The organism is Chryseobacterium phosphatilyticum (assembly GCF_002899825.2).
Lineage (GTDB): Bacteria > Bacteroidota > Bacteroidia > Flavobacteriales > Weeksellaceae > Chryseobacterium > Chryseobacterium phosphatilyticum.
The window spans coordinates 693,842-708,541 of the sequence record NZ_PPED02000003.1; the positions used below are offsets into that span (position 1 = coordinate 693,842).

Annotated in this window: 13 protein-coding genes; 11 read left to right on the top strand and 2 right to left on the bottom strand. The window is 36.5% G+C overall.

Annotated elements, in window-relative coordinates:
* Nucleotides 1–61: 61 nt before the first annotated feature.
* The 3 genes from argB (at nt 62) to argH (ending at nt 3,457) form a co-directional block, all read left to right on the top strand.
* Nucleotides 62–856, top strand: a complete 795-nt coding sequence (gene argB / locus C1631_RS15040; RefSeq protein WP_103249013.1) for an acetylglutamate kinase — start codon at nt 62–64, stop codon at nt 854–856.
* The gene (locus C1631_RS15045; protein WP_061084298.1) at nt 831–1,913 is read left to right on the top strand and encodes a M20 family metallo-hydrolase; all 1,083 of its coding nucleotides are present in this window, start codon (nt 831–833) and stop codon (nt 1,911–1,913) included. Before argB ends, C1631_RS15045 begins: the two co-directional genes overlap by 26 nt.
* A gap of 239 nt (nt 1,914–2,152) precedes the next feature.
* Complete coding sequence (argH, locus tag C1631_RS15050) at nt 2,153–3,457, top strand: argininosuccinate lyase (protein ID WP_109713339.1); 1,305 nt, start codon at nt 2,153–2,155, stop codon at nt 3,455–3,457.
* 430 nt (nt 3,458–3,887) lie between these two features.
* On the opposite strand, the gene C1631_RS15055 is transcribed toward argH, so the two are convergent.
* On the bottom strand, nt 3,888–4,349 hold the full coding sequence (locus C1631_RS15055; RefSeq protein ID WP_109713105.1) for an Lrp/AsnC family transcriptional regulator: 462 nt from the start codon (nt 4,347–4,349) through the stop codon (nt 3,888–3,890).
* A gap of 242 nt (nt 4,350–4,591) precedes the next feature.
* On the opposite strand from C1631_RS15055, the gene C1631_RS15060 reads away from it, so the two are divergent.
* The 8 genes from C1631_RS15060 to C1631_RS15095 all read left to right on the top strand — a co-directional run bounded on the left by C1631_RS15060 (nt 4,592) and on the right by C1631_RS15095 (nt 13,492).
* Nucleotides 4,592–5,482 (top strand): aspartate carbamoyltransferase catalytic subunit, encoded by an 891-nt coding sequence (locus C1631_RS15060; protein WP_103248618.1) that lies wholly within the window; start codon nt 4,592–4,594, stop codon nt 5,480–5,482.
* 144 nt (nt 5,483–5,626) lie between these two features.
* Nucleotides 5,627–6,700, top strand: a complete 1,074-nt coding sequence (locus C1631_RS15065) for a carbamoyl phosphate synthase small subunit (RefSeq protein ID WP_109713107.1) — start codon at nt 5,627–5,629, stop codon at nt 6,698–6,700.
* 41 nt (nt 6,701–6,741) lie between these two features.
* Nucleotides 6,742–7,095 carry a four helix bundle protein gene (locus C1631_RS15070; protein ID WP_109713109.1) on the top strand — a complete coding sequence of 118 codons (354 nt, stop codon included), beginning with the start codon at nt 6,742–6,744 and terminating at the stop codon, nt 7,093–7,095.
* 59 nt (nt 7,096–7,154) lie between these two features.
* Nucleotides 7,155–10,337, top strand: coding sequence for a carbamoyl-phosphate synthase large subunit (carB, locus tag C1631_RS15075; protein ID WP_109713111.1), 3,183 nt, complete (start codon nt 7,155–7,157; stop codon nt 10,335–10,337).
* A 114-nt stretch (nt 10,338–10,451) separates the two neighbouring features.
* A complete protein-coding gene (locus tag C1631_RS15080) occupies nt 10,452–10,895 on the top strand; it encodes a hypothetical protein (protein ID WP_109713113.1) in 444 nt (147 codons plus the stop codon).
* 423 nt (nt 10,896–11,318) lie between these two features.
* The gene (locus tag C1631_RS15085; RefSeq protein WP_109713115.1) at nt 11,319–12,155 is read left to right on the top strand and encodes a hypothetical protein; all 837 of its coding nucleotides are present in this window, start codon (nt 11,319–11,321) and stop codon (nt 12,153–12,155) included.
* Between the two features lie 57 nt (nt 12,156–12,212).
* A complete protein-coding gene (locus C1631_RS15090; protein WP_109713117.1) occupies nt 12,213–13,043 on the top strand; it encodes a carboxylesterase family protein in 831 nt (276 codons plus the stop codon).
* Nucleotides 13,044–13,066: 23 nt separating this feature from the next.
* Nucleotides 13,067–13,492: a DUF1801 domain-containing protein gene (locus tag C1631_RS15095; RefSeq protein WP_109713119.1), complete on the top strand. Its 426-nt coding sequence runs from the start codon at nt 13,067–13,069 to the stop codon at nt 13,490–13,492.
* Between the two features lie 25 nt (nt 13,493–13,517).
* Here C1631_RS15095 and C1631_RS15100 read toward each other — a convergent pair whose 3' ends face one another.
* On the bottom strand, nt 13,518–14,672 hold the full coding sequence (locus C1631_RS15100) for an AraC family transcriptional regulator (protein ID WP_103249805.1): 1,155 nt from the start codon (nt 14,670–14,672) through the stop codon (nt 13,518–13,520).
* Nucleotides 14,673–14,700: the final 28 nt, after the last annotated feature.

Below are 14,700 nucleotides of genomic sequence, written 5' to 3' on the forward strand. Positions count from 1 at the left end.
AAGGGACGATTTAACCCCAAGATAGGAATCCATTCCTAATTAGTTCTAATGTAAAATAAAAATGAAACAGAAAATATACATCATAAAAATTGGCGGAGCGCTCATTGATGATGAACGATTACTGGATCAGTTTTTAGATCAGTTTTCCGATATCAAAGAAAAAAAGATCCTTGTGCACGGCGGAGGAAAGTTAGCGACGACTTTAGCTGATAAGCTGGGAATTGAGCAGAAGATGATCAATGGAAGGAGAATTACCGATAAGGAAACATTGGATATTGTAACAATGGTTTATGCCGGGGGAATCAATAAAAATATTGTAGAAAAGCTTCAACAGAAAAAATGCAATGCCATCGGCTTTTCTGGTGCAGACGGAAATCTGATCAAAGCGAAGAAAAGAGAACACCCGGAAATTGATTTCGGATTTGTTGGAGATATCAATAAGAAAAGTGTGAATAGAAAGCTGCTTTCAAAACTGATTAAACTGGATCTTATTCCTGTATTTTCAGCAATTACACACGATAAAAAGGGTAATCTTTTCAATACCAATGCAGATACTATTGCTTCTGTAATGGCACAGGCATTATCTGAAAAATATGAAGTTGAGCTATTGTATTGCTTTGATAAAGAAGGGGTGCTGGAAGATGTAAATGACCCCGAATCGTTAATCAAAACGGTTTCTGAAGAAGAATTTACCGTATTGAAGGAAGAAGGAAAGCTGCACAAAGGGATTTTACCCAAACTTGAAAACGCTCTTGGAGCGATAAAAAATAATGTAAATAAAGTGTTTCTGATTAAAGAAACAGAATTAAAAAACCATATAGAGAATCATCATGCAGGAACTGAAATCTGTTTATAATAAAGAAGAATTATTGAATAATGCGGTCGGATTGCTTAAAAATTTGATTGAGATTCCTTCATTCAGTAAAGATGAATTCAATACGTCGGTAGAAATTGAGAACTTTTTTAAAAAACATCAGATTCCGACCAAGCGTTTTAAAAATAATATCTGGGCAGTGAATAAAAACTTTGACGTATTCAAACCGTCTGTTTTATTAAACACCCATCATGATACGGTAAAACCTAATAAAGCGTACACACTTGATCCGTTTGTACCAGTAGAAAAGGATGGAAAGTTGTATGGGCTGGGGAGTAATGATGCAGGAGCTTCTCTGGTTTCTATGGCGCAGGTTTTTTTACATTTTTATCACAAAGAAGATTTACAATATAATTTAGTTATTGCTTTGACGGCAGAGGAGGAGATCTCAGGATTTGATGGCATCGAAGCTTTATTTCCGCAGCTACCCAATGTAGAACTTGCTATTGTAGGAGAACCCACGCAGATGAATCTGGCGATTGCAGAAAAAGGTCTTTTGGTGATTGATGGAGAAATGAAAGGTACTCCTTCTCATGCTGCTCATCCTAACGATGACAATTCAATTGTGAAATGTATGCAGGATTTGCAGAATATTTTAAACTTTAAATTTCCAAAAGTTTCGGAATATCTGGGTGAAGTTAAAATTACTTTATCAGGAATTCATGCAGGAGTCCAGCATAACGTTGTTCCCGAGTCATGTAATTTCACATTGGATGTAAGGGTAACGGATGAGTATTCCAATCAGGAAGCTTTTGAAATCATTCAGTCTCAAATGAAATCTACCCTTACGGCGAGGTCTTTCAGGTTGAATTCCTCAAAAATTGAAATGGATCACCCATTTGTAAAAGCAGGTCTTGAAATCGGAAGGACAACCTATGGTTCGCCAACATCCTCGGATCAGGCCATTATTCCATGTACATCGGTGAAAATAGGACCTGGAGACAGTAGGCGCTCTCACACGGCGGATGAATTCATCTATATCAATGAAATAGAGGAAGGGATAGAAATCTATATCCGGATTTTGGAAAAAGTTTTATAGAGATGTCAGAAACCAGATATCAGATGAAAATAAAGGTTCTGATGTCTGATATCTGAATTCTAGAATCAACAATATATGTTTTGACTACGCTCAGCAGGCAGAAAAGTTGACATTTTTAATAAAGATTTATGCAAAAATTACCATTAGAAATGAGACTTTGAATAAGGAAATGTTTTTTTATAGTTAATAATAAGGATGCCTTGCTGGGCATGTCAAAACCAATTAATAAATCATATGTTATGAAAAAAATATGGCAGAAGGATGACCTTGCCACCAATATATTAGTCAATAACTTTACCGTAGGAAAAGATCTTGACTTCGACGAACGTTTAGCCAAATATGATGTTAAAGGTTCAATGGCCCATTGTAAAATGTTGGCAGAAACAGGGATTATTTCTCAGGAAGAATCCGGGCAAATGTTATATGTCTTAAATACAATCCTTGATAAAATTGAAGATGGTAGTTTTGAAATTGATAAAGAAGCTGAGGATATCCATTCTCAGGTAGAAGCAATTCTCATTGAAGAATTGGGAGACACAGGAAAGAAGATTCACACGGCAAGATCAAGAAATGACCAGGTTTTATTGGATATTAAATTGTATCTTCTGGATGAAATCCGTGAAATAACAGCATTGACAGATGAGTTTTTCCAGATTTTAATCAAATTGGCAGATCAGCATAAAAATGTTCTGCTTCCCGGGTATACCCATCTGCAGATTGCCATGCCTTCGTCTTTCGGATTGTGGTTTGGAGCCTATGCAGAAGCTTTGTTAGACGATGTTGAAATGTTGTTTTCAACGAAGAATATCATCAACAAAAACCCATTAGGTTCGGCGGCAGGTTACGGTTCCTCTTTCCCGATCAATCGTGAAAGTACGACATATAACCTAGGTTTCCGGTCGATGAATTATAATTCGGTGTATGCTCAGATGACGCGTGGGAAATCGGAGAAACTCCTTTCGATGGCAATGGCGACTTTGGCAGGAACGCTGGGTAAATTTGCATATGATGTTTGTCTGTATTTAAGTCAGAATTTTAATTTCATCAGCTTTCCGAAAGAATTTACCACAGGAAGCAGCATCATGCCACATAAGAAGAATCCTGATATTTTTGAGTTGGTTCGTGCGCGATGCAACAGAATCCAGTCTTTACCGAATGAGCTTATTTTGTTGACAAATAATCTTCCTTCAGGATATCACAGAGACGTACAGTTAACGAAAGAAATCCTTTTCCCGGCAATCGACTCTTTAAAAGAATGCCTGGAAATTTTAAGCTATACTTTACCGAATATCCAGGTTAAAGATGGAATTCTTGAGGATGAAAAATATAAATATCTTTTCAGTGTAGAGAAAATCAATGAAGAGGTAAAGAGTGGAAGTTCCTTCCGTGATGCCTATGTGAAAGTAGGGCAGGAGATCGAAAACAATGAGTTTGAGTTTGAACCCGGAGATCTTGATCATACCCATCAGGGAAGTTTAGGAAACCTTTGCCTGGATAAAATAGAATATCAGTTTAATAAACTGAAAAATAAATTATTGGGTTAGAATCTGAACCATTGAGATTATAGAAATACTTAAGCCAAATCAGTAGAAACTAAAAAAATATCTTTTTTAGCCCGCTGCCTTTTCGTTGTGAAATAAATCTTAATCTTATACATCTTAACAGCTTAAGGTATCTTAATGGTTGGATTTTATTCCGCTCTTTGAATTCAATGGTTGATTTTTGAAAGCTACGCAGGCATAAATTTTATCGGAGAAAATCTTTGTATCTTATAACATAAAACATGTAAAATCTCTTGTGCCTTGGCGTTTATAGCAAAATAAAGATTATAAAATGTTGGGAAGCAAAAAGATGCAAGGAATAATTATCTGGATTATTTTTAAGGTGCAAGAAAATCAAAGATTTTCAGCAAGTCAAAAAAATACGTTATGTAAAGAAAGTGCTTTTTGTAACGTGCTTTCGAATTCTAAAAGATTATTCCAGGTCAATTTTGAATTTGGTCGATTTCTTTACTTCGTGAAGTACAATAGAGCTGTGGTATTGTCCAATATTAGGGAGGTTTGAAATAACACTCACTGCAAATTCATTATAGGAATTGATATCTTTTGCGATAATTTTCAGCATATAATCGTATTCGCCAGAGAGACTGATGATTTCCTGAACCTCATCATATTTGGAAATGTTTTTCTCAAAGGTTTCCAATACTTTCTTGGATTGTTCTTTTAGTCGCACATTACAGTAGACGACAATATTCAGACCCAGCTTTTCACGGTTTAAAAGACCCACATATTTCTGAATAATTCCCTGTTTCTCCAATTGTTTGATTCTTTCATACGTAGGAGTAAAGGTAAGACCAATCTTTTCGGAGATTTCCTTAACAGATAATGTAGAGTCTTCCTGAATAATGCTGAGAATCATTTTGTCTTTTAAATCCATAGAACTGATTTGAGTTGTAACAAAAATATTAATTTTAAATGAGAATAAGGAAGGACTCTGGTTTTTAAATTTATTTTAAACTTAATTTTTGTAGGTTCATAAAATTGTTATATCTTTGCACCTAATGAATAAAAAAGCATTTATATCATTAGATTTACCGGGCGAAAGCGCCCTTTACGATATTTATTGTTATTAAGCGAAGATTGTTGTCTTCGCTTTTTTTATGCCCAAAAATAAGAATTATGTTTACGATTACAGAACTAAGTACCGAGAGAATCAACAGTATACTAACAGAAGCGCTGGCTTTTGCAAACGGTAAAACTGCAAAAATTGAAGGAGAAGTTTTTTGCTCAAACCTTTTCTTCGAAGACAGTACACGAACGAAAACAAGTTTTGATGTTGCAGAAAGAAAACTGGGACTGCAGGTTGTTCCTTTTGATGCTTCTCACAGTTCGGTAAACAAAGGAGAGAGTCTTTACGACACGGTGAAGACGATTGAAAGCATAGGAGTCAACTTAGTCGTGATCCGTGATAAGAAAGACCGATATTTTGAAGAATTAAAAAATATCAATATTCCGGTAATTAATGGAGGAGACGGAACAGGAAATCATCCTTCACAATGTATGCTTGATTTGTTGACCATTTATCAGGAATTCGGAACATTTGAAGGATTAAAAGTTGGAATTGTAGGAGATGTAAAGCATAGTCGTGTAGCCAACTCAAATGCTGAAGCTTTAAGAAGGTTAGGTGCTAAAGTATACTTCTCAGGGCCGGAACAATGGTTTGACGAAGGAGCCTTAATCAACGGAACTTATATGTCAGTAGATGAGTTGATCGGTGAAGTAGATGTTCTGATGTTATTAAGAATTCAGCATGAAAGACATGATGCTGCCATGAGCTTTACTGCTTCAGATTATCATAAAAGATATGGCCTGACTAAAGAAAGGGAACAAGCGATGAAAAAAGATGCGATCATCATGCACCCTGCCCCCATCAACAGAGGAGTAGAAATTGATTCTGATCTTGTGGAATGCGAAAGATCAAGAGTCTTCAAACAAATGCAAAACGGTGTCTTCGCAAGAATGGCCATTTTAAAGGAAGCGTTAGAAAGCAAAGGATATACTTTTAAATAAGAGCAAAAGAAAAGACCAAAGAGCCTCGTAGAGGCGACCTGTTAATAGCCAGTGAGTCTTATTGATGAATTGGTAAAAACAAACAATTAGTGAGCTCCGTAGGAGCGACCTGTTAATAAAAAATAGAAAATCTAAATAGAAAAAATGAAGAAAAAATTAATACTGGAGTCCGGTGAAGTGTTTCATGGAGAAGGTTTCGGAGCAGAATTGGAAACTGCAGGAGAGGTAGTTTTCAATACCGGAATGACAGGGTATCAGGAATTGATTTCTGACCCGTCTTACTGTGGTCAGATAGTTTGTATGACCTATCCGCTGATCGGAAATTATGGTATTAACCGTGATGATTATGAAAGTATCGAGCCGGCAATCAAAGGGCTTATCGTAAAAGAACTTTGCGATCTTCCTTCCAATTTCCGTACTCAGATCACTTTAGATGAATTATTTAAAAAGAAAAACCTTTCAGGAATTTCAGGAATTGATACAAGAAGACTGACAAGAATTCTTCGTAATTCAGGAGTAGTAAAAGGGAAAATTGTGAATGCTGATGCTGATGAAAATGCTGTAGCAACAGAATTGAAAGAAACCAATTTCCCAACCAATCAGGTGGAAGAAGTTTCTACAAAAACACCATATGCTAATCCAAACAGAGGTTTCAAAGTGGTGCTGGTAGATTTCGGAGCAAAACTTGGAATTATCAGAGAGTTATCTCAAAGAAACTGTGATATTATTGTGGTTTCTCAGGATACTACAGCAGAAGAGATCTTATTGATGAACCCTGATGGAATCATGCTTTCAAACGGTCCTGGTGACCCGGAAGATGTACCGCACGCTTTAGAAATGATCAGAGGATTATTAGGAAAAGTTCCCATCTTTGGAATCTGTTTAGGGCACCAGTTAATCGGTCTTGCTTGTGGAGCAAAAACGTTTAAACTGAAATTCGGACACAGAGGAGGAAACCACCCTGTATTGGATTTAGAAAAAAATACAGTAGCCATCACTTCTCAGAACCATGGATATGCAGTAGATCAGGAAAGTTTAAAAGGAACAGACCTTATCGAAACGCACATCGCTTTGAACGACAGAACCAACGAAGGATTAAAACATAAAATCCATCCTTGTTTCTCTGTTCAGTATCATCCTGAAGCGAGTCCTGGTCCTGAAGATGCAAACTACTTATTTGATGAATTCATCGAAATGATGGAGGACTTTAAAAAGTAAGAAAGACTTCAGATAGTAGACATCAGATAACAGACTTTATCATGCATAATTTTGAAAAATTGGTTTTTTGGCAGAAATCTATAGAACTTGCAAAACAGGTTTATATCATTTGTGCGGAGTTACCTAAAGATGAAAAGTTTGGTTTGATTTCTCAAATTAAAAGGTCTGTAATCTCTATTCCTTCAAATATAGCCGAAGGAGCAGGAAGAAATAATGATAGAGAATTTTATCATTTTCTTGGAATAGCAAATGCATCCTCTTTTGAGTTACAGACACAATTAATTTTAACCAGAGAATTAAATTTACTTGAAGCAGAAAAAGTCAATGGCTTAATATCAAATCTGAATGAAATTCAAAGAATGATTTATACATTCAAATCTAATTTAAAAATGTAAAACATCCTGTTGGAAGTCTGAAATCTGACATCTAACATCTTGTATCTAAAAAAAGAAAAATGGCAAAACGTACAGATATAAAAACAATTTTAGTAATCGGTTCAGGACCTATCATCATCGGTCAGGCAGCTGAATTTGATTACGCAGGAACGCAGGCTTGTCTGTCTTTGAAAGAAGAAGGCTACAAGGTAATTTTGATCAACTCAAACCCTGCAACAATCATGACAGATGTGGAAATCGCTGATAAAGTATATATCGAGCCGATTTCATTACAATTTGTAAGCCACATCATCAGAAAGGAACGTCCGGATGCGTTACTACCAACGCTTGGAGGACAGACTGGTTTGAATATGGCGGTTGAATTGGAAAAATCAGGAATTCTTGAAGAATGTAAGGTAGAAGTATTAGGAACTAAGCTTTCTGCCATCAACAGAGCGGAAGATAGAGATCTTTTCCGTGAGTTGATGAGAGAACTGAACGAACCGGTTCCTGAATCTGACATCGTAAACACAGTAGAAGGAGCTCTTGCCTTTGCAGATAACATCGGATATCCTGTAATTGTTCGTCCTGCCTTTACAATGGGAGGTACAGGAGGAGGTATCGCCTCTACTGAAGCTGAATTGAAGGAGATTGCAGAATTGGGTCTTAAGCACAGCCCGGTGACCCAGTGTCTTATCGAAAAATCAATTGCAGGTTTCAAAGAAATTGAATACGAAGTAATGCGTGATGCAAACGACAACGCCATTGTAGTTTGTAACATGGAAAATATTGATCCCGTAGGAGTTCACACTGGGGACTCTATCGTGGTGGCACCTTCTCAGACCCTTTCAGACAGAGAGTACCAGTTATTGAGAAATGCTTCTTTAAAAATCATCAGAGCCCTAGGAATTGAAGGAGGATGTAACGTACAGTTAGCTTTAGATCCACATTCATTTGATTACTATATCATCGAGGTAAACCCAAGGGTATCCCGTTCATCAGCTCTGGCAAGTAAGGCAACAGGGTACCCGATTGCAAAAATTGCTGCAAAAATTGCGGTAGGATTAACGCTTGATGAAATCATGAACCCGGTAACAGGAAAAACATACGCATGTTTTGAGCCGGCTCTTGATTACGTAGTAACAAAATTCCCGAGATTCCCATTCGATAAATTCGAAACGGCAGACAGAAGACTTTCTACTCAGATGAAAGCGACAGGGGAAGTAATGGCGATCGGAAGAAACCTTGAAGAATCTTTACAAAAAGCAATCCGTTCATTAGAAACAGGAATTAAACATTTAGGATTAAAAACCAAACAGGCTGAAGCACTTACTGCTGAGGAAATTGAAAGAAGAATCAGAGTATGTGATGATGAAAGATTATTTATTATCGGAGATGCTTTAAGAAGAGGATACGACTGGGAACAAATTGTAGAATGGAGTAAAATAGATAAATTCTTCATCTGGAAGCTTAAAAAACTGGTTGATTTCGAAAAAGTTATCGCTGAAAATAAATTTGATAAAGAAACATTAATTGAAGCGAAGAGATTAGGTTTCGCAGACATCAATATCGCAGTTCTTTGGGATGTAAAAGAACGTGAGGTTTTCAACTTCAGAAAAGAAAACGGAGTGATGCCGGTTTATAAAATGGTAGACACTTGCGCTGCTGAATTTGAAAGTGAAACACCTTACTTCTACGGGACTTACGAAGAAGAGAACGAAAGTGTAGTTTCTGATAAAGAAAAGATCATTGTATTAGGTTCCGGTCCTATCAGAATCGGACAGGGGGTTGAGTTTGACTACGCTACTGTTCATTCAGTATGGGCGATCAAAGAAATGGGTTACGAAGCGATTATCATCAACAATAACCCTGAAACAGTTTCTACAGACTTCTCCATTTCAGATAAACTATACTTCGAGCCACTTACGGAAGAAGATGTAATGAACATCATTGAGCTTGAAAAACCAAAAGGAGTAGTCGTACAGTTTGGAGGACAGACTGCGATCAACCTTGCAGATAAATTAGCCTCTCACGGAGTACAGATCCTGGGAACTTCACTGGAAGATCTTGACAGAGCTGAAAACAGAGATAAATTTGAAAAAGCTCTTCAGGAGATGGGAATTCCTCAACCAAAAGGAAGAACATCGACTTCAAAAGAAGAAGCAATCAAAATTGCCAATGAAATTGGTTATCCGGTATTGGTACGTCCAAGCTACGTTCTTGGAGGTAGAGCAATGGAGATTGTATATGGAGAAGCTGAGTTGGCTTATTATATGGAGCATGCGGTAGAAGCAAGCCCTGAACACCCTGTTTTGGTTGACAAATACATGGTAGGAAAAGAGATCGAAGTAGATGCAATCTGCGACGGTGAGACAGTGGTGATTCCGGGAATTATGGAACATATTGAAAGAGCGGGAGTTCACTCCGGAGACTCCATCGCGGTATATCCTCCACAGAATATTTCTCAAAGCGAAATCGACACCTTAGTTGATTATACCCAAAGATTAGCAAAAGGATTGAATGTAATCGGATTGATGAATATCCAGTATGTTCTTTTCGAAGGAAATGTATATGTAATCGAGGTTAATCCACGTTCTTCAAGAACAGTTCCTTTCTTATCTAAAATCACTGAGGTTCCAATGGCTAACCTTGCTACAAAGGCAATCTTAGGACAAAAACTGAAAGATCTCGGATACAAGCACGGCTTGGTTCCAAACAAAGAAGGCGTATTTGTGAAAGTTCCTGTGTTCTCTTTCTCTAAACTAACGAAAGTTGACATCTCTTTAGGCCCTGAAATGAAGTCTACAGGAGAGGTTATGGGAAAAGATACCACGCTGGAAAAGGCTCTTTACAAAGGATTGGTTGCAGCCGGAAGAAAAGTTCCGATGCACGGATCGATCTTGTTCACCGTAGCAGACAAGCATAAAGAAGAAGCGGCTGATCTGGCAGCAAGATTCCATGAAGTAGGATTCAGAATCTGGGCAACAGAAGGTACCGCAAAGTTCTTCGAAGAAAAAGGTATTCCTTGCAAAATAGGATATAAAATCGGAGAAGAAAGTGTAAACCTTATCGACCTGATCCAGAAAGGAAAAGTTCAGTATGTTGTGAATACTACGACAAAAGGTAAACAAGCTGAAAGAGACGGATTCCAGATCCGAAGAATGAGTGTGGAAAATGGTGTTCCTTGTTTAACTTCAATGGATACGGTAGAAGCAATTCTAAAAGTAATCGAAAGCATGAGCTTCAAAATGGAGACCATGTAATTTTGGATTAAAATATTTAAAAAAACGCATCTTAGAAAAAAGGTGCGTTTTTTTTGGATAAATGGATAAGTTAAAAGTATTCTGTTTATTTTTACAAAAACCATCTAAACAATAATGAGCATAAAGGTAATGATCACGGGATTGTTAAGCTGCATTTGTATCCTTATATTTTCGGGGTGTTCCTGGATAACTGATTTTTATATTCAAAATCTTACGGGAACTAAAAAAGTAATAAAGATCAATTATAATTATCCGGTCTCAAAAGCAATTGACAGTGAATCCGGAAACTTTGGATTTAATTATGAGAATGGAATACTGTCACCCCGTTCTTTTTATAAAATCAAAAATCCAAAGTCTCTTGATAAAATAAAAGTGAGAGATTCTTCCATTGTTATTGAACTTTATCCGAATTCAACAACAAAAATTTACAAAAGCCATAATGGAAGCTGGAGATATAGGATTAAAAGTGTTGAGATTGATGGAACAATATTTTCTCCTGCAGAATTGAAAGATAGAACCAGATATATCCGTAATGATTATGTTTATAAAATTGAATAAATATTTTGTGAGATATAACTTCTTATTAATGGTTGAAAATAAACCTAACAGGTTTCAAAAACCTGTTAGGTTTGAATCCGGTATGAAAATAGTCCTTCAAATTTTTATATTACTATCCTTCCGTTTGTTGTGTAGAAGCTCCTCACAAGAAGGATACTTTAGTTTTATATGAAAATAAAACATCTAAAAGTCATTTTTACGGGAAAGGAACATATAAATTATACGATGGAATAAATCCGGAAATAGAGCTTCATTATAAAGACATTGATCAATTAGCAATTTACCATACTTATTTTTTAAATAAAATATTTCAAAACCCCAAGATTATGCTGAACGCTGATTCAAATCATTATTATGAAAAACTACAATAGTACTTGTGGAACAAGATTCATATTATTTACAATCCTTAACAAGCAATGAAGAATGGATAAAAGAGCAATACAAATTTTACTAGAAACCATAAAAAAAGCCCAGAAAGAAAGCTTGCGTGACTGGTTTGAATGGGATACCTATATGCAATACATCACGGAAGAAGATTTTGAGTATGCAAAAAAGTTTTCGGTAATGTTTGATCAGGAAAACATCAGTCACGACGAAATTTGCAGACGAATTAAAACAGCTGTTGCTAAAATTAAAAAACAAGACGTGATAAACGCCTTTCTTTACAGTTTAAGTACAAGACAGTTGGAGTACCGTTCGTTTTTATCGAGTTATTGTATAGGGAAATCTTTAATACAACATAACTTTACGCCAAGTCCTGAACCTAACGAGGGAATTTGCGAAATTTGTGAACTTCATACATATGAATTTGAAGACCCTGTTGAATTCAATACCATCAATTATTTTAAATATAATGATGGACCTTGCTTTGATAATTTAATTCAGGTCTTATTTGATGTAGAGCAATTCCCGAAACTCCCGGTTGTGAAACCGGCTGACAGTGATTATAAGATATTAGACGAGCTGAGAAAAATAATTGAAACTGCTGATCCCAATGACAGAATATCACAACTCAAAAAGAAAATTTCCAAAATACTTAAGTCCAATGATGGGGAGCGACAAGACGTATTGGAAATTTTAGGGGTAATTGGCATTTTACATGATGATATGCACTTTGGATACGATGAAAAATTCGTTACCTATCCCGAAAGAGAGCATAGGCCTATTAGAAATGATGATGTGGGTTATCCGGCCAGATGGTGGCAGGGAAAGTTTGGAATTGATCAGGAAAAATGGAAATATTGGTTTGGAAATACTTAATATAGTGAAGTGAAAATGAACATAAGCCAATGCCAATGTAAATTATTTAAATATACCATGCAAAAACAAGTTCTACAGTCAATTCTTATTTTAGTTTTTAGTGCAAATTTAATCTTTGCTCAAAGAAAAGAGTTCCGGGATGACAAAGTTGATACCCTGATGTTTGTCAGCAACCGGAAAATAGTAAATAGTCTTAATGCTGAGCCTTTTCGAAAAAAGATATTTTCAAAAGATAATTTACAAATCCCTTACAGGCTTTTAACTCCGAAAAATAATATCGGTACGAAAAAATATCCTTTGATTCTTACTTTTCATAATTCAACAAGAATCGGAACAGATAATGAAAGCCAACTGGAACCGTTGGCAAGAATCTGGTTGAGAGATGATGTTTACAGCAAATATCCATGCTATGTCATAGCACCACAATTCAGCAAACGTTCTTCCAATTATGAAAATATAGCAGGCGATATTCAAACGGCAAAACCGTCAGATGAAGCTATTGCTGTGCTTGAATTGATCAGAAATATTGAAAAAGAATACCCCAATATAGACAAGAACAGAATTTATCTGATGGGCTATTCTATGGGTGCTTCTACAGCACAGAATCTTTTAAATCTTCAACCTGATCTGTTTGCTGCTATGGTATCTATCGCTGCTGTTCCTGACTTTTCAAACTTATCAGAAATAAACAGGAAAAACATCTGGCTGATTCATGGGCAAAAAGACAACGAAAACCCGTATAGTGGAAGTGTTGAATTATTTAAGAAAATGGCTTCAAATCCGAACTTAACTTTCACTACCTTCACCCACCTCAATCATAATAATATTACGATTCCTTTTTTATTGACGGAAGAAATACCCAAATGGTTGTTTGGAAAAAGAAAATAGAGAAAAAGTACATCTTTTGTAGTATGAGCATCCCACACGAAATAGAAAACTATATCAAACTTCAGCCGGAATCCAAACGTAATGATATGCTGGAACTTCATGAACGCATATTACAAAATTTACCTTCATGTAAATTATGGTTTTTGGATGGTAAAAATGAACAGGGTAAATTGGTTTCCAACCCTAATATCGGTTACGGATCCTACCTTATGAAATATGCCGACGGTACAACCAAAGAATTCTATCGTATCGGCATCAGTGCCAATACAACCGGGATTTCAGTCTACATCATGGGAATCGACGATAAAAACCATCTCCCTCAAATGTATGGTAAAAGAATAGGCAAAGCAACGGTAACAGGATATTGCATTAAGTTCAAAGCTTTGAAAGATATTAATAGGGACGTTCTTGAACAAGCAATAAAGGACGGTGCTAAACCGAGGTTTTGATTTTTTTAAAGGTTAAACGATCTGGCTAATTTTCGGATGGTATATCGATCTTCTGATTCCTGGCATAAACACTGGGAGACATCCCCGTAATTTTTTTAAAATTCCGGTTAAAACTGGTTTTGGAATTAAACCCACATTCAAAAGCCAGTGACAACAGGGTATATTGCCGGCTTTCGGGCTGTAGAAGCAATTGTTTGAAAGCTTCTATCCTGAGAGTATTGATGTAATCATAAAAGTTTTTCCCTTCCCTTGAATTGATAACCTGGGAAAGAATGCCTGGTGTAATATTCAGTATTCCGGCAAGATCTCCTAAAGTAAGTTCCGGGTCTTTATAACATTCCTGTTCTTTCATTAAAACCAGCAATTCAGCCTGAATTTCAGATGCTTTGTTTTCGTCCACTTTTGTTTTTTCATACTTTATGCGGTCAGCCGTTTCTGTAATATGATCAGCTTTTTTTGGCTGAGCAGCCGTTTCAAGCACTGCCGGAAGAAGTACTTCATGCGGTAAGGATGTATTTGAAAAAATACCTGTCTGACGGATGCCAAAATACCCGATAAAAAAGATGAATAATGCAACAGCAATATACAGAGCTTGTGCCGACTGTATAAAAATCACAACAATCCAGATCACACCCATTCCCGAAATAAGGTATCGCATCCAGCTAAGGGTAATCTTATCTGTATTGGAGAATTGTCCTGCAATATTCCGCTGATGCCTGCTAAGGAGTATAAGTGATAGGATCACATACACTACACCTGAAATCATAATAGCGGTAACCATTCCATGAAATAGAGGTGTAAAAGCCGATAATGCATAAGTACTTGAGTGTACTTCCGGGAGAACAAATGCCAATATGATGGCCACCAATATAGCTGGAATAAAATGAAGTAAATACAGCCATTTGTGGTGGTGCTGGCAGCTCAGAAACAAAATATACAGGTATAAAAAAGGACCATGAAGGAATGGTAACGGTAATTCCCATCCCACAAGATCAGGAGTTTTATAGGCCAGTCCTGAAGCATACCATGCGATAAAGATCAAATGCACCAGAGCAAAAAATAACCAGATGCTCAAAATCTTGTCGGCACCGGTTTTTTGCCGCTTACTGATCAACATAATGAAAAGAAAAAGCGATATTGAAATCCCAGCTACGTAAATAAGTTGCCAGCCTGTTGCCATTATTATAACAAATCAAAAAGTAAAAATA

Coding starts and splice junctions, on each gene's coding strand:
- C1631_RS15100 (WP_103249805.1), bottom strand. CDS start 14,672: ATGGCAACAGGCTGGCAACTTATTTACGTAGCTGGGATTTCAATATCG.
- argH (WP_109713339.1), top strand. CDS start 2,153: ATGAAAAAAATATGGCAGAAGGATGACCTTGCCACCAATATATTAGTC.
- C1631_RS15070 (WP_109713109.1), top strand. CDS start 6,742: ATGCATAATTTTGAAAAATTGGTTTTTTGGCAGAAATCTATAGAACTT.
- C1631_RS15085 (WP_109713115.1), top strand. CDS start 11,319: ATGGATAAAAGAGCAATACAAATTTTACTAGAAACCATAAAAAAAGCC.
- C1631_RS15090 (WP_109713117.1), top strand. CDS start 12,213: ATGCAAAAACAAGTTCTACAGTCAATTCTTATTTTAGTTTTTAGTGCA.
- C1631_RS15095 (WP_109713119.1), top strand. CDS start 13,067: ATGAGCATCCCACACGAAATAGAAAACTATATCAAACTTCAGCCGGAA.
- C1631_RS15065 (WP_109713107.1), top strand. CDS start 5,627: ATGAAGAAAAAATTAATACTGGAGTCCGGTGAAGTGTTTCATGGAGAA.
- C1631_RS15060 (WP_103248618.1), top strand. CDS start 4,592: ATGTTTACGATTACAGAACTAAGTACCGAGAGAATCAACAGTATACTA.
- C1631_RS15045 (WP_061084298.1), top strand. CDS start 831: ATGCAGGAACTGAAATCTGTTTATAATAAAGAAGAATTATTGAATAAT.
- argB (WP_103249013.1), top strand. CDS start 62: ATGAAACAGAAAATATACATCATAAAAATTGGCGGAGCGCTCATTGAT.
- C1631_RS15055 (WP_109713105.1), bottom strand. CDS start 4,349: ATGGATTTAAAAGACAAAATGATTCTCAGCATTATTCAGGAAGACTCT.
- carB (WP_109713111.1), top strand. CDS start 7,155: ATGGCAAAACGTACAGATATAAAAACAATTTTAGTAATCGGTTCAGGA.
- C1631_RS15080 (WP_109713113.1), top strand. CDS start 10,452: ATGAGCATAAAGGTAATGATCACGGGATTGTTAAGCTGCATTTGTATC.